This is a genomic window from Pseudomonas sp. AKS31, from assembly GCF_023634765.1.
In the GTDB taxonomy this organism is placed as follows: Bacteria; Pseudomonadota; Gammaproteobacteria; order Pseudomonadales; family Pseudomonadaceae; genus Aquipseudomonas.
This window is the reverse complement of sequence record NZ_JAMLFX010000014.1, coordinates 46,803-69,750: the sequence shown is the minus strand read 5'-3', so window position 1 is coordinate 69,750 and position 22,948 is coordinate 46,803. Positions and strand designations below refer to the sequence as shown.

At 57.2% G+C, this 22,948-nt stretch carries 27 protein-coding genes and 1 tRNA gene; 23 read left to right on the top strand and 5 right to left on the bottom strand.

Features of this window, described 5'->3' with window-relative positions; translation table 11 throughout:
- The first annotated feature begins 10 nt into the window (after window positions 1-10).
- Complete coding sequence (locus M9827_RS24185; RefSeq protein WP_250607538.1) at window positions 11-496, top strand: YajQ family cyclic di-GMP-binding protein; 486 nt, start codon at window positions 11-13, stop codon at window positions 494-496.
- A 181-nt stretch (window positions 497-677) separates the two neighbouring features.
- Window positions 678-1,520, top strand: coding sequence for a mechanosensitive ion channel family protein (locus M9827_RS24180; RefSeq protein ID WP_250607536.1), 843 nt, complete (start codon window positions 678-680; stop codon window positions 1,518-1,520).
- A gap of 118 nt (window positions 1,521-1,638) precedes the next feature.
- Here the strand turns inward: M9827_RS24180 and M9827_RS24175 are convergent, their stop codons facing one another.
- A complete protein-coding gene (locus M9827_RS24175; protein ID WP_250607534.1) occupies window positions 1,639-2,988 on the bottom strand; it encodes an OprD family porin in 1,350 nt (449 codons plus the stop codon).
- Window positions 2,989-3,883: 895 nt separating this feature from the next.
- Here M9827_RS24175 and M9827_RS24170 point away from each other — a divergent pair.
- Window positions 3,884-4,309 carry an HIT domain-containing protein gene (locus M9827_RS24170; protein WP_250607592.1) on the top strand — a complete coding sequence of 142 codons (426 nt, stop codon included), beginning with the start codon at window positions 3,884-3,886 and terminating at the stop codon, window positions 4,307-4,309.
- 3 nt (window positions 4,310-4,312) lie between these two features.
- Window positions 4,313-4,519, top strand: a complete 207-nt coding sequence (locus M9827_RS24165) for a SlyX family protein (RefSeq protein WP_007912748.1) — start codon at window positions 4,313-4,315, stop codon at window positions 4,517-4,519.
- 71 nt (window positions 4,520-4,590) lie between these two features.
- Here M9827_RS24165 and M9827_RS27790 read toward each other — a convergent pair whose 3' ends face one another.
- Window positions 4,591-5,193, bottom strand: a complete 603-nt coding sequence (locus M9827_RS27790; RefSeq protein ID WP_007912746.1) for a cold-shock protein — start codon at window positions 5,191-5,193, stop codon at window positions 4,591-4,593.
- 312 nt (window positions 5,194-5,505) lie between these two features.
- Here M9827_RS27790 and M9827_RS24155 point away from each other — a divergent pair, with 312 nt between their 5' ends.
- From M9827_RS24155 to nadA, 19 genes are all read left to right on the top strand, one after another.
- Complete coding sequence (locus M9827_RS24155) at window positions 5,506-5,976, top strand: Dps family protein (protein WP_250607532.1); 471 nt, start codon at window positions 5,506-5,508, stop codon at window positions 5,974-5,976.
- Window positions 5,977-6,161: 185 nt separating this feature from the next.
- The gene (locus tag M9827_RS24150; protein ID WP_250607530.1) at window positions 6,162-6,500 is read left to right on the top strand and encodes a ribbon-helix-helix domain-containing protein; all 339 of its coding nucleotides are present in this window, start codon (window positions 6,162-6,164) and stop codon (window positions 6,498-6,500) included.
- A gap of 132 nt (window positions 6,501-6,632) precedes the next feature.
- Window positions 6,633-6,854, top strand: coding sequence for an FmdB family zinc ribbon protein (locus M9827_RS24145; RefSeq protein WP_250607528.1), 222 nt, complete (start codon window positions 6,633-6,635; stop codon window positions 6,852-6,854).
- Between the two features lie 99 nt (window positions 6,855-6,953).
- The gene (gene aspS / locus M9827_RS24140; RefSeq protein ID WP_093430490.1) at window positions 6,954-8,729 is read left to right on the top strand and encodes an aspartate--tRNA ligase; all 1,776 of its coding nucleotides are present in this window, start codon (window positions 6,954-6,956) and stop codon (window positions 8,727-8,729) included.
- 128 nt (window positions 8,730-8,857) lie between these two features.
- Window positions 8,858-9,604: a YebC/PmpR family DNA-binding transcriptional regulator gene (locus M9827_RS24135; RefSeq protein ID WP_250607526.1), complete on the top strand. Its 747-nt coding sequence runs from the start codon at window positions 8,858-8,860 to the stop codon at window positions 9,602-9,604.
- A gap of 155 nt (window positions 9,605-9,759) precedes the next feature.
- Complete coding sequence (gene ruvC, locus M9827_RS24130; protein WP_122507705.1) at window positions 9,760-10,287, top strand: crossover junction endodeoxyribonuclease RuvC; 528 nt, start codon at window positions 9,760-9,762, stop codon at window positions 10,285-10,287.
- A 114-nt stretch (window positions 10,288-10,401) separates the two neighbouring features.
- Window positions 10,402-11,010: a Holliday junction branch migration protein RuvA gene (gene ruvA, locus M9827_RS24125; RefSeq protein ID WP_003227522.1), complete on the top strand. Its 609-nt coding sequence runs from the start codon at window positions 10,402-10,404 to the stop codon at window positions 11,008-11,010.
- Window positions 11,011-12,072 (top strand): Holliday junction branch migration DNA helicase RuvB, encoded by a 1,062-nt coding sequence (gene ruvB, locus M9827_RS24120; protein ID WP_016983825.1) that lies wholly within the window; start codon window positions 11,011-11,013, stop codon window positions 12,070-12,072.
- Between the two features lie 127 nt (window positions 12,073-12,199).
- Window positions 12,200-12,667, top strand: coding sequence for a tol-pal system-associated acyl-CoA thioesterase (gene ybgC, locus M9827_RS24115; protein WP_250607524.1), 468 nt, complete (start codon window positions 12,200-12,202; stop codon window positions 12,665-12,667).
- Complete coding sequence (gene tolQ / locus M9827_RS24110; protein WP_008080223.1) at window positions 12,657-13,352, top strand: protein TolQ; 696 nt, start codon at window positions 12,657-12,659, stop codon at window positions 13,350-13,352. Before ybgC ends, tolQ begins: the two co-directional genes overlap by 11 nt.
- Before the next feature lie 23 nt (window positions 13,353-13,375).
- Window positions 13,376-13,828: a protein TolR gene (tolR, locus tag M9827_RS24105; protein WP_161806672.1), complete on the top strand. Its 453-nt coding sequence runs from the start codon at window positions 13,376-13,378 to the stop codon at window positions 13,826-13,828.
- Window positions 13,828-14,904: a cell envelope integrity protein TolA gene (tolA, locus tag M9827_RS24100; RefSeq protein ID WP_250607522.1), complete on the top strand. Its 1,077-nt coding sequence runs from the start codon at window positions 13,828-13,830 to the stop codon at window positions 14,902-14,904. The genes tolR and tolA overlap by 1 nt, the downstream gene beginning before the upstream one ends.
- A gap of 17 nt (window positions 14,905-14,921) precedes the next feature.
- Window positions 14,922-16,202: a Tol-Pal system beta propeller repeat protein TolB gene (gene tolB, locus M9827_RS24095; RefSeq protein WP_250607590.1), complete on the top strand. Its 1,281-nt coding sequence runs from the start codon at window positions 14,922-14,924 to the stop codon at window positions 16,200-16,202.
- A gap of 52 nt (window positions 16,203-16,254) precedes the next feature.
- A complete protein-coding gene (gene pal, locus M9827_RS24090; RefSeq protein WP_003178634.1) occupies window positions 16,255-16,752 on the top strand; it encodes a peptidoglycan-associated lipoprotein Pal in 498 nt (165 codons plus the stop codon).
- Window positions 16,753-16,758: 6 nt separating this feature from the next.
- A complete protein-coding gene (gene ybgF, locus M9827_RS24085) occupies window positions 16,759-17,592 on the top strand; it encodes a tol-pal system protein YbgF (RefSeq protein ID WP_007912724.1) in 834 nt (277 codons plus the stop codon).
- Window positions 17,593-17,758: 166 nt separating this feature from the next.
- Window positions 17,759-18,406: a 7-carboxy-7-deazaguanine synthase QueE gene (gene queE, locus M9827_RS24080; RefSeq protein WP_108183611.1), complete on the top strand. Its 648-nt coding sequence runs from the start codon at window positions 17,759-17,761 to the stop codon at window positions 18,404-18,406.
- 1 nt (window position 18,407) lies between these two features.
- Window positions 18,408-19,100: a 7-cyano-7-deazaguanine synthase QueC gene (gene queC, locus M9827_RS24075; RefSeq protein ID WP_250607520.1), complete on the top strand. Its 693-nt coding sequence runs from the start codon at window positions 18,408-18,410 to the stop codon at window positions 19,098-19,100.
- Window positions 19,101-19,162: 62 nt separating this feature from the next.
- Window positions 19,163-19,238 (top strand) — tRNA-Lys (locus M9827_RS24070).
- Window positions 19,239-19,509: 271 nt separating this feature from the next.
- Window positions 19,510-20,568 (top strand): quinolinate synthase NadA, encoded by a 1,059-nt coding sequence (gene nadA / locus M9827_RS24065; RefSeq protein WP_003227499.1) that lies wholly within the window; start codon window positions 19,510-19,512, stop codon window positions 20,566-20,568.
- A 72-nt stretch (window positions 20,569-20,640) separates the two neighbouring features.
- Here nadA and M9827_RS24060 read toward each other — a convergent pair whose 3' ends face one another.
- The 3 genes from M9827_RS24060 to gcvT all read right to left on the bottom strand — a co-directional run.
- Entirely contained in the window at window positions 20,641-21,129 is a 489-nt protein-coding gene (locus tag M9827_RS24060) for an RDD family protein (RefSeq protein WP_250607518.1), read from the bottom strand.
- Window positions 21,130-21,226: 97 nt separating this feature from the next.
- Entirely contained in the window at window positions 21,227-21,439 is a 213-nt protein-coding gene (locus tag M9827_RS24055; RefSeq protein WP_003227496.1) for a cold-shock protein, read from the bottom strand.
- A 403-nt stretch (window positions 21,440-21,842) separates the two neighbouring features.
- A partial coding sequence (gene gcvT, locus M9827_RS24050) for a glycine cleavage system aminomethyltransferase GcvT (protein ID WP_250607516.1) occupies window positions 21,843-22,948 on the bottom strand: 1,106 nt, incomplete at its 5' end.

Sequence of the window (22,948 nt, the reverse complement as noted above, 5' to 3'; positions counted from 1 at the left end):
GAGAGATTACATGCCGTCGTTCGACGTGGTATCCGAACTGGACAAACACGAACTCACCAACGCGGTCGAGAACGCCGTGAAGGAACTCGATCGTCGTTATGACCTGAAAGGCAAAGGCAGCTTCGAGTTCAAGGAAAAAGACCTCACCGTCAGCCTGACCGCTGAAGCCGGATTCCAGCTGGAAGCGATGATCGAAATCCTCAAGCTGGCGCTGGTCAAGCGCAAGATCGACGTACAGTGCCTTGAGGTCAAGGACGCTTACGCATCGGGCAAACTGATGAAGCAGGACGCCGTGCTCAAGGAAGGCATCGACAAGGAACTGGCGAAGAAGATCGTCGGCCACATCAAGGAAGCCAAGTTGAAAGTGCAGGCTGCCATTCAAGGCGAGCAAGTGCGCGTCACCGGCAAAAAGCGTGATGACCTGCAAGAGGCCATCGCGGCACTGCGGGCCAAGGAATTTGGCATGCCTCTGCAGTTCAACAACTTCCGCGACTAAGCTCGGTCAGATGATCTGTGGGAGCGAGCCTGCTCGCGAAGGCTGTATGTCATTCAATAATGAGTTGACTGACACACCGTCTTCGCGAGCAGGCTCGCTCCCACATTGTTTTGTGTACACCCGGCGGTTTTCTGCCGCTTATTTTTCGCGTGCCGAATGGCCGGAAATCAGGAGATAGAACATGGATTTGAATGCTGAGGTGGACAACCTGGTCAAGGCATCCCAGGCGTGGATTCCGATGATCATGGAATACGGCAGTCGCGTGCTGCTGGCAGTGATCACGCTGGCCATTGGCTGGTGGCTGATCAACAAGGTCACGCAAAAACTCGGCGGTCTGCTGGCCCTGCGTAATGCCGATCTGGCGCTGCAAGGCTTTATCAGCAGCCTGGCGAACATCATTCTCAAAGTGCTGCTGATTGTCAGCGTCGCTTCGATGATCGGTGTTGAAACCACGTCCTTCGTTGCCGCGATCGGTGCAGCCGGTCTGGCGATCGGTCTGGCCTTGCAGGGCAGCCTGGCGAACTTCGCTGGCGGCGTGCTGATTCTGCTGTTCCGTCCGTTCCGTATCGGTGACTGGATCGAGGCGCAAGGCGTGTCGGGTACGGTAGATAGCATCCAGATTTTCCACACCGTGCTGCGTACCGGTGACAACAAAACCATCATCGTGCCGAACGGCAACCTGTCGAACGGGATCATCACCAACACCAATCGTCAGCCGACTCGCAAAGTCGTGTTTGATGTAGGTGTTGATTACGAAGCCGATCTGCAAAAGGCCCGTCAGGTGCTGCTGGATCTGGCCAAGGATGAGCGCGTGTTGCAGGATCCTGCACCGCAAGCCGTGATTTCGACCCTGGGTGACAGTTCGATCACTGTTTCCCTGCGTGTGTGGGTTAAAACTGCAGACTATTGGGACGTGATGTTCATGTTTAACGAACAGTCGCGAGACCGTTTAAAAGCTGCCGGCATTGATATTCCTTTTCCGCAACGCGTGATTCGTGTGGTGCAGGAATCGGCAACACAATGATAGGTTGCTAATTAATTGCCTGACTTGTCGGTCAGGCAACTATTACAAGTGACCGGCAATAAAAAAGGCCCATCGCAAGATGGGCCTTTTTTTATGCTTCCAAACTAACCACTGACAATTACAAGATGTTCAGTGGGTATTCGGTGATCAGACGGAACTCTTTGACGTCGCCTTCGCCTTGGTCGGAGTTGGCAGTGTGCCAAGCTTGACGAATGCGGAAAGACAGATCTTTCGCCGGGCCAGACTGAACAACATACTTGGCTTCGAAGTTGGTTTCGTGGTGTTTGCCGTCTTCACCGTACAGACCGGCGTAAGCGCTGCCAGCCGGGGTGTTGGTGCCGTCGATGTCCCAACCTTTAACGTAGCGAACCATGAAGCTCAGACCAGGAACGCCGTACTCGGCCATTTTCAGGTCGTAACGGGCTTGAACCGATTTCTCGCCAGGACCGTTGAAGTCAGAGTACTGAATGGAGTTGGCGAGGAAGATCGAGTCGCCACCACGGTTGTTTTTACCCACACCGATGTAGTCGAACGGGGTATCGCCGTTGACCTTCTGGAAACCCAAGGTGAAGGTATGAGCCTTCAGGAACGACAGTGCAGTAGCCAGGGAGAAGGTCGTGTTGCTGATGTCACCTGCCTCCTTGTTACCGGTGTCGGTGGTGCGGTAGATGTTGAAGTCAGTGTTCAGCGAAGTGTCGCCACCGAACGGGGTGGTCAGGTTCACGTTCGCGTAGTACTGGTTCCAGATATCTTCCAGCTTGGCACCGTAGAGCGAAGCGCTCAGGTTTTCGGTGATGCCGTACTTGCCGCCGAAGTAGTCGATCGTGTTGGCTTCCACACCCGCGTAGTTGGCGTACAGGCCGCCATCGCGCGCATTCTTGTCCTGGCTGGAGCCGGAGTAGAAGTGACCGGCTTCGAGGTCAAGGTCTTTCACTTCGCTGCTCTGCAACTGGAAGCCAGTGGCAGTTTGCGGAAGGATGCGGGAACCGCCGACAGCGAACACTGGGGAAGTGCTTGGCTGCATGTCGCCGAATTTCAGTTCGGTTTTGGAAACACGGAACTTGATGGAAGCGCCAGCCTTGCCCTGACTGTCGTTGACGTCGTGTGCATAGCCGTTGGCTTTGATGGTATCGCTACGGCTCATGTTGCCGGTACCGGAAGTACCATCACCGCCATCCAGTTTCAAGGCCAGATAGCCATATGCATCAATACCAACACCAACGGTACCTTGGGTGTAACCGGAGGTGAAGTTGCCGAGGAAGCCCTGAGTCCAGTCTTTCTGGTCGCGGCCACCGTTCTTGTTGTCGCGGTTGAAGTAGTAGTTCTTCAACGTCTCGGTGAGTGTTGCGTCTTCAACAAAACCTTTGGCTTCAGCCTGGTCACTTACAAACGGGGCGGCCGTAGCCACTTGAGTACCGGCGGCTGCAGCAACTGCCAGTGCGATCATGCTCCACTTCATCACGCGCATCGTGATTTGCTCCTTTGGTTTTAGAAGAGTACTGCCGTCCCACCTGTTTTATTATCTGGGCGGCTCTTTCTTTTTGTGTCGGCGCAAACTTATATCACGCCGACAATGTTGGCGATACTTGCTGATCCAACCTTTCAGCATCTTTACGACGTTGTCGCAAATGGCGTGGTGGATGTCGCAAATTCACAGTACCAATGCAGCCGGACTGACAACTTTATCGCTGTTTCTGGGCCTTTTTGCATCGGTAAAAAAGAGTCCCTGGCAAAACACTTGAATCTCCATCGGGCAACCCTGCCACTGTTTTTATGGGGCTTAAGGCATCCACTTCCAGTGGTGCGCTTATAGTCCATATGTGTACGAATGCAACAAGCGTGCACAAACCGCAATTTCGCTACGGTTATTTTTCTGAGCACCTGCCTGCACTTGTGAAAACCTCGTGAAAACGGGACTTCAAGCCTGATTTTTTCTGTGCTTGACGCCATTCCTCCTATGGTGTTGCCACGCCGAGAAACGCGCCTGACAACCAAAAACGTTACCGGTTCACCCCGACAGTGAGTATTTGGCGGATGCCCGACGCAGTGAGCGTAGACGCACTGTGCGGTTTTGGTGCAAAAAAATTTACAGCTGTTCTGAATTCATACAGCTTGCAGAAGGCCTGACGCTGCACGGCGCGGCCGATTCCGGTCGATTTTTCGGTTTGAGCTTGGATGTTGGTTCCGTACTGGTGCGTCCTGCTCACAAATGTCACATCTCGGGGCGTTGGCAGGGCGACGAGGTTCATCGTCGTCGTGAAGGCTGGCGCATTCGCAGGTATGCTGCGGTCCTGTCGCTTGGTGCGCTGTCTCTAAGGATCGCCGCTAAGCTGAATAATGAAGACCAGCCGGGAGTGCGCGCAGTGTTTGCTTTAGATTCACGACTTCAACAGGACACGCTGACGATCGGTGATTTCCCTCTCTGCCGACTGCTGTTGTCCAATGATGCCAATTACCCTTGGTTCATTCTGGTGCCTCGTCGCGACGATATCAGTGAGTTGTTTCAGTTGGATGTCGCCGATCAGCAACAGTTTTGGCTTGAAACCACCGCGCTGGCTGAGCTGATCAAGGATCTGTTCGATGCTGACAAAATGAACGTCGCAACCTTGGGGAACGTTGTAAGCCAGATGCATATGCATGTGATTGTGCGCAAACGCGATGATGCAGCCTGGCCGGCGCCGGTCTGGGGCAAGCTCCCGGCCAAGCCTTACAATGCCGAGCAAGTAGAGGCCATTCGCGCAAAGTTGCGTATGGTGTTGACTGAAGACTTTACGTTTCTGGAGGGCTGATTCATGAGCCTGGAAGACCGCGTTACCGATCTGGAAAGTCGTCTGGCATTTCAGGATGACACTATTCAGGCATTGAACGACGTGTTGGTCGCTCAGCAGCGCGTGGTCGAACGCCTGCAATTGCAAATGGCAGCAATGCTCAAGCGTCAGGAAGAGATGGTCGGCCAGTTCGAGTCCTTTGAGGATGAGGCGCCACCGCCGCACTACTGAGGCGGGCACTTTTCATCAGGCGTAAAAAAACCGCGAACAGCATGCTGCTCGCGGTTTTTTATTGCCTTGGATCAGCGTCGCGGCAGCGCGGCGATCACGTCCTCGGCTTGCAGGCCCTTGTCCCGGTTCATCACCGAGAACTCCACGCGCTGGCCTTCGACCAGTACGCGGTGCCCTTCGCCACGGATCGCGCGAAAGTGCACGAAAATATCATCGCCGGAATCACGGGAGATAAAGCCGAAGCCTTTGGAGGTGTTGAACCACTTGACGGTACCGGTATCACGATTGGTCATGTCATAGCTGGTTGGAGCAGCCGCCGGTGAAGAACGATAGAAGCTGACGGCCAGGTGCAGGACCACGGCAACCAGCGCGATCACCAGGGTGAACAGCACGGCTGGCTGACCGGCGATGACGGGCATCGGGGCGATCAGGGTCAAGGTTTGCAGGACGACGGTCAGTACCAGAAGCGCACTGACCAGGTTTTGCAGATGCTGACGAGGGCCTTTGTTCCAGAAAGGAATCACTGGAGCAATCACCAGGTTAAGCAGGCCGAAAAAGGCCAGGTAAAGAGCATCGGGTTGTTGCAGGTAGGGAACGGCTTCGGATTTCAAGCTGGGTATGAACGACAGCAGCAGTGCCGCTGCGCCCATTAGCAGGTGGACGATTTTCAACATTTTGATTGGCTCACGTTTATGACGGCTCACAAGGAAGAGCTGAAGGCGCACGGTTCGCTTCGGAACAAAATAAGAGGCGGTGGACACGTTCACGGCATCAGCCTATGCGCAACGCCCCGAAAAATGGGGCATGGCGACACACTGCCTATTTAACAGCAAAGCCTGCGGCTACTCAAATCAGCCCGGCCAGCGGCATCGTGTCGGTCGATTTGTCGCAGCGTATGCAGCCAATCAGGGCTGCGAGGTCTCGGTTGCCTTGCTAGAGTGGTTCTGCACCTGTTGGATGAATTCAATCGCCGTTAGGGGGTAAACATGGCAATCGATATCGGTATCAGTGAAGAAGATCGCAAATCCATCGTCGAAGGCTTGTCGCGTCTGCTGTCGGACACCTACGTGCTGTATCTGAAAACCCACAACTTCCACTGGAACGTCACTGGCCCGATGTTTCGGACGTTGCACTTGATGTTCGAAGAGCAATACAACGAACTCGCGCTGGCGGTGGATCTGATTGCCGAACGTATACGCGCGTTGGGCTTCCCGGCGCCGGGCGCCTATGCCACTTACGCACGTCTTTCTTCTATCAAGGAGGAGGAGGGGGTGCCGAGTGCCGAAGACATGATCAAACAATTGGTCGATGGTCAGGAAGCCGTGACCCGCACGGCGCGAGGCATCTTCCCGCTGCTCGACAAGGTCAGCGATGAGCCGACCGCAGACCTGCTGACCCAGCGCATGCAGGTTCACGAGAAAACCGCGTGGATGCTGCGCGCCCTGCTGCAAGCCTGATCATCCGGGCGCGCAGGCCGGCGTTCGAAGGCCTGCGCGCTGTCCGGAGTCTTACCTTTATCGTTGGCTTATCCTACGGGAACGGTCAATAAGTCGTCTGGCTATAACTTTGTGTCTGCGCTTTTATGAAAGCCACAGGATGTGACTTTTCAAACAAGCAGAGATGGCAAAGGAGTGTCACCGATATGGTAGAGGGAGACAGGCGAGGCGACAGGATTGTCGGCTTGCCACATGAATTGAAAGTTGATCCGTTCGTCAACGAATTCGATATGGCACTGGTTCAGCCATCGTCGCGATCCGTGCGTCTGAACGGTTATGCGACCTGCTTGCGGCTGGAGCGGGTCTACTGGAACATTCTCGGCAATATGGCGGCAGACAACTGCTGTTCGATCAGCTCGCTGTTGTCCCACGTCGACCGTGAAGTGCATCTGCGTCACGGCGGGGTGAGAAATTTCAGCGCGCTGGTGAGGGTGGTGTGCGTCATGAATGGCATCAAGCAAGCGACGTCTGCCGAATCGCCCTGAAACGGCAGTTGCAAACGAGGTCGCGGCCTGTGCAGTCTTACGGCTGCACAGGCCGCATTTAATCGATATAATCCCGCTCTTTCGCCGCAAAGCCTTGCACGCGGTGGCAATCTGATCGCCGAGACACCCCCCATGCCGATGTACGATTACCAATGTGCTTCCTGTGGTCATCAGTTGGAAGCCATCCAAAAGATCAGCGAGGCACCGCTGGTCGACTGCCCTGCCTGTCAGGCGCCAGAGCTCAAGAAACAGCTGTCGATGCCAGGCTTTCGCCTTAGTGGCGCTGGCTGGTACGAAACCGATTTCAAGACCGGGACCAAGAAGAATCTGGCCGGTGGCGACAAATCTGACTAGGGTTCAACCCCAGGTTGAACGACACGCGTGAGTTTCCGCATTGCTGGAAAGCAGCGGGATCTCCACCGAATATCGAATGACGAGAAGCGAACCATTATCATGATGCGCAGCCACTATTGCGGCCAACTGAACGAAAGCCTGGAAGGCCAGGAAATTACCCTTTGCGGATGGGTTCACCGTCGTCGCGACCACGGCGGGGTGATTTTCCTCGATATCCGTGATCGTGACGGTCTGGCCCAGGTGGTTTTCGATCCGGATCGCGCCGAGAGCTTCGCCGCCGCCGATCGCGTGCGCAGCGAGTACGTCGTGAAGATCACCGGCAAGGTGCGTCTGCGTCCGGCCGGTGCCACCAACGCCAACATGGCGTCGGGCATGATCGAAGTGCTGGGCTACGAACTGGAAGTGCTGAACGAGTCGGAAACCCCGCCGTTCCCGCTGAACGAGTTCTCCGACGTTGGCGAAGAAACCCGCCTGCGCTACCGCTTCCTCGACCTGCGTCGCCCGGAAATGGCCGAGAAGCTGCGTCTGCGTTCGCGCATGACCACCAGCATCCGTCGCTTCCTCGACGAGAACGGCTTCCTCGACGTCGAAACGCCGATCCTGACCCGTGCCACTCCTGAAGGCGCACGTGACTATCTGGTGCCAAGCCGCACCCACGCCGGTTCGTTCTTTGCCCTGCCGCAATCGCCGCAGCTGTTCAAGCAACTGCTGATGGTCGCCGGCTTCGACCGTTACTACCAGATCGCCAAGTGCTTCCGCGACGAAGACCTGCGCGCTGACCGTCAGCCTGAATTCACCCAGATCGACATCGAGACCAGCTTCCTCGATGAAAAAGAGATCATGGGTCTGACCGAAGAAATGATCCGCAACCTGTTCAAGGAAGTGCTGGGTCTGGAATTCGGCGACTTCCCGCACATGACCTTCGAAGAAGCCATGCGCCGTTACGGTTCCGACAAACCAGACCTGCGTAACCCGCTGGAACTGGTCGACGTTGCCGATCAACTGAAAGAAGTTGAATTCAAAGTATTCAGCGGCCCGGCCAACGATCCGAAATGCCGTATCGCTGCATTGCGCGTTCCTGGCGGGGCGAGCATGCCACGCAAGCAGATCGACGATTACACCAAGTTCGTCGGCATCTACGGTGCCAAGGGCCTGGCGTACATCAAGGTCAACGAGCGCGCTGCCGGTGTTGACGGTCTGCAATCGCCGATCGTGAAAAACATCCCTGAAGACAAGCTGAACGTGATCCTCGATCGCGTTGGCGCAGTCGATGGCGACATTGTGTTCTTCGGCGCCGACAAGGCCAAGATCGTCAGCGAAGCCTTGGGCGCACTGCGTATCAAGCTCGGTCACGACCTCAAGCTGCTGACCTGCGAGTGGGCGCCAATGTGGGTCGTCGACTTCCCGATGTTCGAAGAAAACGACGACGGCAGCTTCTCCGCGTTGCACCACCCGTTCACCGCGCCGAAATGCTCTCCTGAAGAACTGGAAGCCAACCCGGCTGGCGCTCTGTCCCGCGCCTACGACATGGTGTTGAACGGCACCGAGCTGGGTGGCGGTTCGATCCGTATCCACCGCAAGGAAATGCAGCAAGCGGTGTTCCGTCTGCTGGGTATCAATGAAGCGGAACAGGAAGAGAAGTTCGGCTTCCTGCTCGACGCGCTGAAGTACGGTGCGCCGCCGCACGGTGGTCTGGCCTTCGGTCTGGACCGTCTGGTGATGCTGATGACCGGCGCCCAGTCGATCCGTGAAGTGATTGCCTTCCCGAAAACCCAGAGTGCTGCCGACGTCATGACGCAAGCGCCGGGTGTGGTGGATGCCAAGGCATTGCGCGAGCTGCACATTCGTTTGCGCGAAACGCCAAAGGCTGAGTAAGACGGGCCTGAAGGCGCATCTTCGGATGCGCCTTTTTTCTTTCTATAGAGAGCAGGTCGAGATTTTTTGTTGGCTGGCCGCTGCATGAGCAGGGCGGGCAACGTTTCAAAGAGAATTCGGAGCGAGTTATGGCAGGTCATTCCAAGTGGGCGAACATCAAGCACCGCAAAGAACGTCAGGATGCCAAGAGAGGCAAGATCTTCACCAAGTGGATCCGCGAACTGACCGTTGCGGCCCGTCAGGGCGGCGGTGATCCGGGTTCCAACCCGCGTCTGCGTCTGGCCCTGGACAAGGCGCTGAGCGCGAACATGAGCCGCGACATCATCGACCGTGCCGTTGCGCGCGGCGCCGGTGCCACCGAAGCGGATAACGTTGAAGAGCTGACCTACGAAGGTTACGGCCCGGGCGGCGTGGCGGTGATGGTCGAGTGCATGACCGACAACCGCAACCGCACCGCAGCAGCCGTGCGCCATGCGTTCAGCAAGTGCGGTGGCAACCTCGGCACCGACGGTTCGGTGGCCTACCTGTTTGAGCGCAAAGGCCAGATCAGTTTCGCGCCGGGCGTCGATGAAGACGCCCTGACCGAAGCGGCACTGGAAGCCGATGCCGACGACGTGGTCAGCCACGAAGACGGCTCGATCGATGTGTTCACCTCGTTCACCGGTTTCTACGCCGTGCGCAACGCGCTGGAAGCCGCCGGATTCAAGGGCGATGACGCGGAAATCGTTATGCAGCCGACCACCAGCGCCGAACTGGATCTGGAAGGCGCGGAGAAGGTGCTCAAGCTGATCGACATGCTTGAGGATCTGGATGACGTGCAGAACGTGTATTCCAACGCGGATATTCCGGAAGACGTGGCCGCTCAGCTCGGTTGATGCAAATAGCAAGGTCGCAGTTTTTGCTGGCTCTACACTTCATCAGTAGGAGCTGCCGAAGGCTGCGATCTTTCTGTTTTTAAAGATCAAAAGATCGCAGCCTTCGTCAGCTCCTACATGTACCCTCGGCTTTCGCATCAATTTCTGCAGGCGTTATGACTTTAATTCTTGGTATCGACCCGGGTTCGCGCATTACCGGTTACGGGATTGTTCGTGATACCGGGCGTGGTGGCTGCATTTATGTGGCCTCGGGCTGCATCCGTACCGGTTCGGGCGAGTTGCATGAGCGTTTGCAAATTGTCTATCGCGGTGTACGCGAGATCATCCAGACGTATGGCCCGGTGACCATGGGCATCGAAAAAGTCTTTATGGCGAAAAACGCCGATTCGGCGCTGAAGCTGGGGCAAGCGCGCGGTGCAGCGATTGTCGCTGGCGCTGAGGAATGCCTGGAGATTGCCGAATACACCGCCACTCAGGTCAAGCAGGCCGTGGTCGGCACCGGCGCTGCAAATAAAGAGCAGGTGCAGATGATGGTCATGCACATGCTCAAGCTCACCAGCAAACCGCAAATCGATGCCTCGGACGCCCTGGCCATTGCCATTTGCCACGCACATACGCGCTCCAGTCTGCTGCCGCACGGTTTGGGAACGGCACGCAGTCGTGGCGGGCGCCTGCGTCTCTGATAGCATCAGCATCAATTTTCCTGAAAGCCGGTTTTTGCGCCTGGGTCGTCGGCCCGAAATCCGCCTTTCGACAGTCGCCAGCCCACGGCTGGCCAACGCTCAAGGATCTGAAACGTGATTGGACGCTTGCGCGGCACCCTGGCTGAAAAACAGCCGCCGCACCTGATTCTGGATGTAAACGGCCTCGGGTATGAGCTGGAAGTGCCCATGACCACGCTATATCGCCTGCCGTCGGTCGGTGAACCGCTGACCTTGCACACCCATTTGGTCGTACGCGAAGACGCGCAATTACTCTATGGTTTTGCCGGCAAGCGTGAGCGAGACTTTTTTCGCGAGTTGATCCGTCTCAACGGTGTCGGGCCAAAATTGGCCTTGGCTTTGATGTCGAGTCTTGAAGTCGACGAACTGATCCGCTGCGTGCAGTCTCAGGACACCTCGGCGTTGACCAAGGTGCCGGGCGTCGGCAAGAAAACCGCCGAGCGCCTGCTGGTCGAGCTCAAAGACCGCTTCAAGGCCTGGGAAACCTCGCCGGCGATGTTCGCGCTGGTCCCGAATCAGCCGGATGGTCCGGCGCCGGTCAACACCGCCGAGAACGATGCGGTCAGCGCGCTGATTTCCCTGGGTTACAAGCCGCAGGAAGCGAGCAAGGCAATTACCGCTATCAAGGACAAGAATTTGAGCAGTGAAGACCTGATCCGCCGTGCCCTGAAGGGAATGATTTAAGTGATTGAAGCTGATCGTCTGATCGCCGCCGCGCACAGTCCGCGCGAGCGCGAGGAAGTCCAGGACCGGGCCATTCGCCCGGTCAGTCTGGCCGACTACATCGGCCAGCCTACCGTGCGCGAGCAGATGGAGCTGTTTATCCAGGCCGCCCGTGGCCGTAGCGAATCCCTCGACCACACATTGATCTTCGGCCCGCCGGGTCTGGGCAAGACCACCCTGGCCAACATCATCGCCCAGGAAATGGGCGTATCGATCAAGAGTACGTCCGGTCCGGTGCTGGAACGTCCGGGGGATCTGGCGGCGTTGCTGACCAATCTTGAGCCGCACGATGTGTTGTTCATCGACGAAATTCATCGCCTGTCGCCGATTGTTGAAGAAGTGCTGTACCCGGCGATGGAGGATTTTCAGCTCGACATCATGATTGGTGAAGGGCCGGCCGCGCGTTCGATCAAGCTCGATCTGCCACCATTCACTCTGGTGGGCGCGACGACTCGCGCCGGCATGCTGACCAATCCGTTGCGTGACCGCTTCGGTATCGTCCAGCGTCTTGAGTTCTATAGCACGGCCGATCTGGCGACGATTGTCAGTCGTTCTGCAGCTATTCTCGGTCTGCCTCTGGACCCGGAAGGGTCGTTCGAAATTGCGCGCCGCGCCCGGGGTACACCGCGGATCGCCAACCGTTTGCTGCGCCGGGTGCGTGACTTCGCCGAGGTGCGCGCCAAGGGCCATATCACCAAAGCGGTGGCGGACCTGGCGCTGAACCTGCTGGATGTCGACGAACACGGTTTCGATCATCAGGACCGGCGTTTACTGCTGACCATGATCGAGAAGTTCGACGGCGGCCCGGTGGGTATCGACAGCCTCGCCGCTGCGATCAGTGAAGAGCGCCACACCATTGAGGATGTTCTGGAACCGTACCTGATCCAGCAGGGTTACATCATGCGCACACCGCGGGGCAGGGTGGTGACGCGGCACGCGTACCTGCACTTCGGTTTAAACATCCCGTCACGAATGGGTGAAATGCCCGTGGCAGACGAGTTTCTCGATGCCGTGGACGATTGATACACATTTTTTGTCGATTTATTCAGGGTTTGTACGGTCATAGGACGGTACTTTTGCGGTAAAGCCCTGAAACCATGAAAAACAGTTGCCTGGCCGGATTGGCAACCTGAGGAGTAAGCACTAGAGTATGCGCGCGCAAAACGGGCTTGGGCCGTTCGCACATCGTTGTCGCGTTTATTACGAGGACACCGATGCGGGCGGCATCGTGTATTACGTTAATTACCTCAAGTTTATGGAACGGGCTCGAACCGAGCGGCTCCGCGAACTGGGCTTTGCCCAATCGCTGCTGGCAGGGGAGGACCTGTTGTTTGTCGTGCACTCCAGCGAAGCGCGCTATCACGCGCCGGCGCGACTGGACGACGAACTGCTGGTAAGCGCTGAAGTAATCGAATTGAACCGTGCCAGCCTGCGCTTCAAACAGCAGGTCAGGCGGGCTACGGATAATGTGCTGCTCTGTGAAGGGCAGTTTCTGGTGGCCTGTGTGCGCACTAACAGTTTGAAACCCCGGGCCCTTCCCGAAGACTTGCGTGCGGCCTTCGCCGACGCGGTCGGCCCGGGTACACACTCAAAGCAGGAGATAAAGCGTGGAAGCTAACGTCGTCGACCATTCCTCCATGTGGAGCCTGGTCAGCAATGCCAGCATCGTGGTGCAGTTGGTAATGTTGACCCTGGTGGCCGCATCGGTGACCTCATGGATCATGATCTTTCAGCGCAGCAATCTGCTGCGCGCCGGTCGACGCGCCCTGGAGAGCTTCGAAGAGCGCTTCTGGTCGGGTATCGACCTGTCCAAGCTGTACCGTCAGGCGGGTAGCAACCCGGACCCGGATTCGGGCGTCGAGCAGATCTTCCGCGCTGGCTTCAAAGAGTTCTCCCGTCTGCGTCAGCAGCCAGGTGTCGACCCTGAAGCGGTCATGGAAGGCGTGGCCCGTGCCATGCGCGTAGCCATCTCCCGCGAAGAAGAGAAACTGGAGCAGAGCCTGCCGTTCCTCGCCACTGTCGGTTCGGTCAGCCCGTACATCGGTCTGTTCGGTACGGTGTGGGGCATCATGAACTCCTTCCGCGGTCTGGCCAGCGCCCAGCAAGCGACCCTGGCCACCGTGGCCCCGGGTATCGCCGAAGCCCTGATCGCCACCGCGATCGGTCTGTTCGCCGCGATCCCTGCCGTAATCGCTTACAACCGGTTCGCCGCTCGCAGCGAAACCTTGTTGGGCCGCTACTACACCTTCGCCGATGAATTCCAGGCGATCCTGCACCGCAAAGTGCACACCAGCGAAGAATAAGCAGGTAATTTCCAATGGCTTTAATCGCTCGAGCTCGCAAAAAGCGCAAGCCGGTCGCCGAGATGAACGTGGTGCCCTACATCGACGTGATGTTGGTATTGCTGGTCATCTTCATGGTGACCGCGCCGATGCTCAATCAGGGCGTGAAAGTTGATCTGCCCAAGGTTTCCAGCGAAGCCTTGCCGCAGGACAACAACACTCAGGTCCTGACCATTTCGATCAAGGCTGACAAGACCTATTACTGGAACCTTGGCAGCGAAGTCGATACCGAGAAGCAACAGGACAGGGCCATGACCCTGCCGCAAATGACCGACGCGGTGACCAAGATCATTCGTGCCGGCACTGAAGGCGGCAAGCGTACCCAGGTCTTCATCCGCGGTGACAAGACCGTCGACTATGGTTCCGTCATGGGCGCCATGGGCGGGTTGCAGAAAGCCGGGGTCGGTAATGTTGGTTTGATTACCGAGGCCCCCTGATGCAGCAACAGCGAGAGCCGTCCGCCTCGGAAAGCTACTTCTGGCCTAGTGTTCTGGCAATTGTCCTGCACGTGCTGGTGTTCGGCATGCTGTTCGTCAGTTTTGCCTTCACACCAGAGCTGCCGCCGGCCAAACCGATTGTCCAGGCAACCCTCTACCAACTGAAATCGAAAAGTCAGGCAACCACCCAGACCAATCAGAAGATTGCGGGTGAGGCGAAGAAATCCGCCGCGCGCCAGACCGAAGTCGAGCAGATGGAGCAGAAGAAGGTCGAGCAGGAAGCGGTGAAGGCTGCGGAACAAAAGAAAGAAGAAGCGGCTCAAAAGGCCGAGGAAGCCAAGAAGGCCGATGAGGCTAAAAAAGCGGACGAAGCGAAGAAGGCTGATGAAGCCAAGAAAGCTGACGACGCGAAGAAAGCCGAAGCCAAGAAGGCCGAAGAGAAACAATTGGCTGATATAGCCAAGAAGAAAGCCGAAGAAGAAGCGAAAAAGGCTGCTGAAGAAGAGGCCAAGAAAGCGGCCGCTGAAGAAGCCAAGAAGAAGATCGTCGAAGACGCGAAGAAGAAAGCCGCCGAAGACGCCAAGAAGAAAGCTGAAGCTGAAGAGGCGAAGAAGAAAATCGCCGATGAAGCGAAGAAGAAAGCTGCTGCCGATGCTGCGAAGAAGAAAGCGCAGGAAGCGGCACGTAAATCGACCGAAGACAAAAAGGCTCAGGCCTTGGCCGATTTGCTTTCCGACACGCCGCAGCGCCAGCAGGCTTTGGCCGATGAGCAGGGTGACGAAGTCGCGGGCAGTTTCGATGACCTGATTCGTGCGCGAGCGGCAGAAGGCTGGGCTCGCCCACCTTCGGCACGCAAAGGCATGACCGTTGTACTGCAGATCGGTATGTTGCCGGACGGTACGGTGACTTCGGTCAGCGTGGCCAAGTCCAGTGGTGATGGTCCGTTCGATGCGTCGGCAGTGGCAGCGGTGAAGAATATTGGACGTTTGACAGAAATGCAGGGAATGAAGCCGAGCGATTTTGCTCCGTATCGTTCATTCAAGATGACATTCACACCTGAGGATCTAGCCTTGTGAGAAACCTTCTTCGAGGAATGCTGGTCGTGATCTGCTGCATGGCAGGGATCGCGATGGCAGATGAAAAGAACATTCTGGTTACCAGCGGCAGCGATCGGGCAACCCCGATCGCCGTTGTACCGTTCGGTTTCCAGGGCGGTGCTGTGCTGCCGGATGACATGGCAGAAATCATTGGTAACGATTTGCGTAACTCGGGCTACTACTCGCCGATTCCAAAGCAAAACATGATCAGCCAGCCAAGCCAGCCGAGCGAAATCATCTTCCGTGACTGGAAGGCGGTGGGTGCTCAATACATGATGGTCGGCAGTATTGTTCCAGCAGGCGGTCGCCTGCAGGTGCAGTGGGCACTGTTCAACGTTGCCACCGAGCAGAAAGTGGCTGACGGCAGTGTTTCCGGTACAACCGAGCAACTGCGTGACATGGCGCACTACATCTCCGATCAGTCGTTCCAGAAACTGACCGGTATCGAAGGTGCGTTCTCGACTCGTCTGCTGTACGTGACGGCCGAGCGTTTCTCCGAGAAAAACACGCGCTACACCCTGCAGCGCTCGGACTACGACGGTGCCCGTGCGGTGACTCTGCTGCAATCGCGCGAGCCGATCCTGTCGCCGCGTTTCGCACCGGATGGCAAGCGCATCGCCTATGTGTCGTTCGAGCAGAAGCGGCCGCGTATCTTCATGCAGAACATCGACACCGGTCGCCGTGAGCAGATCACCAACTTCGAAGGCCTGAACGGTGCGCCCGCCTGGTCGCCGGATGGCAATCGTCTGGCGTTCGTACTGTCGAAAGACGGTAACCCGGACATCTACGTGATGAACCTGGCTTCGCGTCAGATCACTCGTGTGACCGCAGGTCCTGGCATTAACACCGAACCGTACTGGGGCAAGGATGGTTCGACCATCTACTTCACCTCGGACCGCGGCGGCAAGCCACAGATCTACAAAACCAGCGCCAGTGGCGGTGGTGCCGAGCGTGTAACGTTTGTGGGTAACTACAACGCCAACCCGAAACTTTCGGCCGATGAAAAGACTTTGGTGATGATCCACCGTCAGGATGGCTTCACCAATTTCAAGGTGGCAGCTCAGGATCTGCAGCGAGGTAGTGTAAAGATCCTCACTGATAGCACTCTGGACGAGTCACCTACTGTTGCGCCCAACGGCACCATGGTAATCTACGCCACCCGCCAGCAGGGCCGGGGAGTCTTGATGCTCGTGTCCATTAACGGACGCGTTAGGCTCCCGCTTCCTACCGCTCAAGGCGAAGTCAGAGAACCGTCCTGGTCCCCTTACCTGAAGTGAGCGGGCGCTACACGTTTTACTTAACACACTGGGGTTCATTAGGAGTTTCACGATGGAAATGCTGAAGTTTGGTAAATTTGCTGCGCTGGCTCTGGCCATGGCTGTAGCTGTAGGTTGCTCGTCCAAAGGCGGCGACAACGCCGGTGAAGGCGCTGTTGATCCAAACGCTGGTTACGGCGCAAACACTGGTGCCGTTGACGGTTCCCTGAGCGAAGAAGCTGCTCTGCGCGCAATCACCACCTTCTACTTCGAATACGACAGCTCGGACCTGAAGCCAGAAGCCATGCGCGCTCTGGACGTTCACGCCAAAGACCTGAAAGCAAACGGCGCTCGCGTTGTTCTGGAAGGCAACACCGACGAACGTGGTACTCGTGAGTACAACATGGCACTGGGCGAGCGTCGTGCGAAAGCCGTTCAGCGCTACCTGGTACTGCAAGGTGTTTCCCCAGCTCAGCTGGAACTGGTTTCCTACGGCGAAGAGCGTCCAGTTGCTACCGGCAACGACGAGCAGTCCTGGGCTCAAAACCGTCGCGTCGAACTGCGTAAGTAATTCGATATGCGAACGTGCCGTCGTGCTGTAACTGTTCTGGCTCTCAGCCTCGCGCCGCTTGCGGCGTGGGCTGCGGTTCCTGTGGTCGATGACAACTCCGGTTATAACAATAGCGGGAGCAGTTATCCGCCTGCAGGTTACGGTACGAACGGCGCCTATGCCGGGGGAGCGGCTTCGGCCCCTGCCTCGGCACAAGGCATGCTGTTCAACCAACTGCAACAAATGCAGGATCAGATATCGCGCCAGCAAGGTGTGATTGAAGAACTGCAGAATCAGGTTGCGCGCATGAAGCAGGAATCCCTGGAGCGATACCAGGATCTTGATCGGCGCATAGGATCCGGCGTTGCACCTGCCGCGACTCCTGAGAATTCTTCTGCCGGTGGCGATGCAAGTGCTGCTGCCGGTGCTGCCGCTGGCGCCGGGGCTGCTGCCCAGGCACCTGCTGCAAGCAGTGAACCGGGTGATCCGGCCAAGGAAAAGCTGTATTACGATGCCGCTTTCGACCTGATCAAAGCCAAGGATTTCGACAAGGCCAGCCAGGCTTTTGCCGCTTTCCTGCGCAAATACCCGAACAGCCAATACGCGGGCAACGCCCAGTACTGGCTGGGCGAAGTCAATCTGGCCAAGGGCGATCTGCAAGGCGCAGGTCAGGCTTTCGCCAAGGTTTCGCAGCTGTATCCCAAGCATGCCAAAGTGCCTGACTCGCTGTACAAGCTGGCTGATGTAGAGCGCCGCCTCGGTCATACCGACAAGGTCAAAGGCATTCTGCAACAGGTGGTAGCCCAATACCCGGGTACCTCCGCCGCTCAGTTGGCTCAACGCGATCTGCAACGCATGTAAGCAAGCTTGACCCGTTTGGAAGAAACCCGCGCCTGTCGCGGGTTTTTTCGTTAGAATTCACGCCCTTTTTCTGAAACACGCTTCTTGCGGTCTACGCGTTGGCGGGATTGCCTGAAGTGCCTGACGGAGGCGGACAGCCTGTTTAGCTGTTACGCCCGTGGCGACTATGCAAGACACATTGAGAATCACCGAAGTTTTCTACTCGTTGCAGGGGGAAACGCGGACTGCCGGGCTGCCCACGGTTTTTGTGCGCCTGACCGGTTGCCCTCTGCGTTGCCAATACTGCGACAGCGCCTATGCCTTCAGTGGCGGTACCGTGCGCACCCTCGACGACATCCTCGAGCAAGTGGCCGGATTTCGTCCGCGCTACGTCTGTGTCACCGGCGGTGAGCCGCTGGCACAGCCCAATGCCATTCCATTGCTCAAACAGTTGTGTGATGCCGGTTACGAGGTCTCGCTGGAAACCAGCGGTGCCCTCGACATTTCGGCCGTCGATCCGCGCGTCAGTCGCGTTGTCGATCTGAAAACGCCGGACTCGAAAGAAGCGCATCGCAACCGTTACGAGAACATCGAACTGCTGACGCCCAACGATCAGGTGAAGTTTGTCATCTGCTCGCGCGACGACTATGACTGGGCCGTCTCCAAGCTGATTCAGTACGGTCTTGATCGACGTGCCGGTGAAGTGCTGTTTTCCCCAAGCCACCATGACCTCAATGCTCGAGATCTGGCGGACTGGGTGGTAGCGGACAACCTGCCAGTACGGTTGCAATTGCAGCTGCATAAATATCTATGGAATGACGAGCCGGGGCGCTGATATGACAGAACAACTGAATTCCACTGAAAAACGTGCCGTCATCTTGTTGTCCGGCGGTCTCGATTCGGCCACCGTCGTGGCCATGGCTCGCGCCGAAGGCTACCGCTGCTACACCATGAGCTTTGACTACGGCCAGCGTTCCCATGCCGAGTTGCACGCCGCTGCCCGCGTCGCCCGCGACCTGGGTGTGATCGAACACAAAGTGATTGGCCTCAACCTTAATGGCATGGGCGGCTCGGCACTGACCGACAGCAGCATCGACATCCCGGAAGAGTTGGGCGAAGGCATTCCGGTGACGTATGTGCCGGCGCGTAACACGGTGTTCCTGTCTCTGGCGTTGGGCTGGGCAGAAGTGCTTGGCGCACGTGACATCTTTATTGGTGTCAACGCCGTGGACTATTCCGGTTACCCGGATTGCCGTCCGGAGTTCATCGAGTCGTTCGAGCGCATGGCCAATCTGGCCACCAAAGCCGGCGTTGAAGGCAATGGCTTCCGGATTCAGGCGCCACTGCAGAACCTGAGCAAGGCGCAAATCGTTCAGGCGGGTGTGAAGCTCGGCGTAGATTATGGCCTCACCGTCTCCTGCTATCAGGCCGACGATGAGGGCCGCGCGTGCGGCAAATGCGATAGCTGCCGCCTGCGTGCAGAAGGCTTCGCGGCAGCTGGTGTGGACGACCCAACACCTTATTTTTGATTATTTTCAAAAAGGTGTTGAATAGTCCTTAAAAATCAGTATTATACGCGCCACCACACAGCGGGTCGTTAGCTCAGTTGGTAGAGCAGTTGGCTTTTAACCAATTGGTCGTAGGTTCGAATCCCACACGACCCACCATATTTGGCGGTTTAGAAAATCCGGAAGGCCCACGAAAGTGAGGATTTCCGGGTTTTTTTTTGCCTGTAATTTCGCTCCGCGTTATTTCAATACCCGCAGCGCTGACGCAGGTCAGAATCATCTTTTGTATCAACGGGATATTCTGTAGCCTTGCGCAGCTTCAATGCTGTCCGTGCCTGATAATACTCACTCTCCCGGCGGTACCCTCAAGCGGTCCGGAGCCGGGTGTATACTCGACTTTCGCGCGAAAGCGCCTGCAGGTCTTGCGAACATGACGCAGATTTCCGAACGCCTTCTGGTTCAAGCTCACCTCGATGCCAAACAGCCCAAACCGCTGACCGCCGAGGAAGAGGCTTATTACCGTTCCGCCATCGCCGCCGAGCTCAAGGCTCAGGACGCGGTGCTGGTGGCCCACTTCTATTGCGACCCGGTGATTCAGGCTCTGGCCGAAGAAACCGGCGGCTGTGTATCCGACTCCCTGGAGATGGCTCGCTTCGGCAACGCTCACCCGGCCAAGACCGTGGTGGTCGCCGGCGTGAAGTTCATGGGCGAGACCGCGAAGATTCTCAACCCGGAAAAACGCGTGCTGATGCCGACGCTGGACGCGACCTGTTCACTCGATCTGGGGTGCCCGGTGGACGAGTTCTCGGCGTTTTGTGATCAGCACCCGGAGCGCACGGTGGTGGTTTACGCCAACACCTCGGCGGCGGTCAAAGCCCGGGCAGACTGGGTGGTGACGTCGAGTTGCGCGCTGGAGATCGTCGAGAGCCTGATGGACAACGGCGAGACCATTATCTGGGGCCCGGACAAACACCTCGGCACCTACATTCAGCGCAAGACCGGCGCGGACATGCTGCTCTGGGACGGTGCCTGTATCGTTCACGAAGAATTCAAGTCCAAGCAGCTCGAAGACATGAAGGCGCTGTACCCGGACGCGGCGATTCTGGTGCATCCCGAGTCGCCGACTTCGGTGATCGAACTGGCGGACGCCGTCGGTTCCACCAGCCAGTTGATCGCAGCTGCGCAATCGCTGCCAAACAAGACCCTGATCGTCGCGACCGACCGTGGCATCTTCTACAAGATGCAGCAGCTGTGCCCGGACAAGGTCTTCATCGAGGCACCAACCGCCGGTAACGGTGCTGCGTGCCGCAGTTGCGCACATTGCCCGTGGATGGCCATGAACACCCTTGAGCGCACGCTCAAGAGCTTGAAGGAAGGGACCAACGAGATCTTTGTTGATCCAGCGTTGATTCCCCAAGCGATCCGCCCGTTGAAGCGCATGCTGGACTTCACCCAGGCAGCGCGGATGAAGCTGGCCGGTAACGCCTGAATTCTGAAAAGCGCCACAAAACCTGTGGGAGCGAGCAGGCTCGCTCCCACAGTGTTTTTCAGAGTCTGGAAGTTACTTGGTCTTTTTCGGGATTCGGACGACGCGAGTGTCGGAATAGATGTCATGCCACGTGCGCTTCTGCTTGTCGTACAGCGACCAGAAGAATCCCAGCCCCACGCACAGCCACGACGCAATCGACACCATAAACCGCAACAGCGCCTGCCACAGACTGATTGCCGTGCCATTGGCGTTCTGCACACGAATGCCCCACACCTGCATGCCGAGCGTCTGCCCGCCATGGGTCCAGAACTTGGCGAAGAATGCGAAGAGCACCAACACCAGCACCGTCGAGTACAGCGGATCGCCGTCCAGTTGCCCAGCGTCGGTCATTACCCGCAGGCGCTCTTCGCCAATTATTGCTGCCTGGATCAACTTGTAGACGAATCCGGTGACAATCAGCAGGGCGGTGCACAGCAAGAAGTCATAGAACATCGCAGCCAGACGCCGGCCGAGGCCAACGGCAGGAAAATCGCCCTGTGGGGTGAGCAGGTTTTTCGACATGGCAGCCTCTGGACGCAAAATGAAGCGCCATTTTACGGATTTGCGGGCACAAAAAAGCCCCTGATATCAATATCAGGGGCTTTTTCGTAACAGAGAATCAGGCTTCAGCTTGTACTTCGTCAGCCTGCATGCCTTTCTGGCCTTGCACAGCAACGAAGGTCACTTTCTGGCCTTCTTTCAGGCTCTTGAAGCCGTTGCCCTGAATAGCGCGGAAATGCACGAACAGATCCGGACCGCTTTCTGGAGTGATAAAACCAAAACCTTTCTCGTCGTTAAACCACTTGACGGTACCGCTCTGACGTGTGGACATTTCTTATTTCCTTTGACGCATAAATTGATGACAGTCTCTTTCTCATGAAAGAGTACTGGGGCTGGTTGCAGGAGAGTAAGAAGACGTCGAACGGGATGTAGCTAACTTGTAGGCTACTGCCCAGGTCACGATTCCAAGCTGACCCATGCAAACACAGTGGGGAAACTCTACGCCAACTACGGGAGAAAAAACAAGCCCCGTGAAGGCCCCGGTTTTCCTGCGCTTGCTGGCACTTAGTCTGTCCACTAGTGCGGCTTGGACGAATAGCTTGTTCAAATGTTTTCGAACGTTATAAGCAAAGTTCATATTCGAATCAGATGTTAGAAAATGCACTTTTTTGTGGCGATTGCGTTACACATTAGTGCACGCATAACGCAATCGCGTTACTTATAGAAACAGTCAATCAACCGCGATAGTAGCGTTGTGGAACAAATGGCATTTTGCTTACAAGCATTTGCACCTTTTTCCCACGCACGATGGCCCAAACCGGTGTGTCGAGCGAGACATAGGCGCTGTCGAGGTAACCCATCGCCAACGGCCCGCCCAAGGTCGGACCAAAGCCGCCGCTGCACACACTGCCGATGATTTCGCCGGCTTCGTTGACGATTTCCGCACCTTCACGCACTGGCGTACGTTCTTGCGGCAGCAGACCGACGCGTTTGCGTGCGACACCATTTTGTTGCTGAGCGAAAACCTGCTCCGCCCCAGGGAAACCGCCGGCCCGCGCGCCATCAGCGCGGCGCGGCCTGGAGATCGCCCACAGCAGGCTGGCTTCGATTGGCGTGGTTTCGGTGTTCATGTCGTGGCCGTACAGGCACAGGCCGGCTTCCAGACGCAGCGAGTCGCGGGCGCCGAGGCCGATGGCCTGGACTTCCGGTTCGGCGAGCAGGGCGCGGGCGAGTTTCTCTGCATCTGCAGCTGGTACGGAGATTTCGAAACCGTCTTCACCGGTGTAACCCGAACGGCTGACAAAGCAGTCGACGCCGAGCAGATTGACACGGGCGAACTGCATAAAAGTCATTTTTTCAACGGATGGTGCCAGCCGCGCCAGCACGGTGACCGCCGCCGGACCTTGCAATGCCAGCAGAGCGCGCTCTTCGAACAGCGCCGTAATGGTGCACTGATCGCCGATGTGTTTTTGCAGGTGGGCCAGGTCCTGATCCTTGCACGCGGCGTTGACCACCAGGAACAGTTCGTCGTTGCCGAGGTTGGCGACCATCAGGTCATCGAGAATGCCACCGTTGTCGTTGGTGAACATCGCATAACGCTGCATGCCCACCGGCAGGTCAATGATGTCCACCGGTACCAGGGTTTCCAGGGCTTTGGCGGCGTTGGCGCCCGTCAGGCGGATCTGGCCCATGTGCGAGACGTCGAACAGCCCGGCCTGTTCACGGGTGTGCTGGTGTTCTTTCATCACGCCCAACGGGTATTGCACCGGCATGTCATAGCCGGCGAACGGCACCATGCGGGCGCCGAGTTCGATATGCAGAGCGTGCAGCGGGGTTTTCG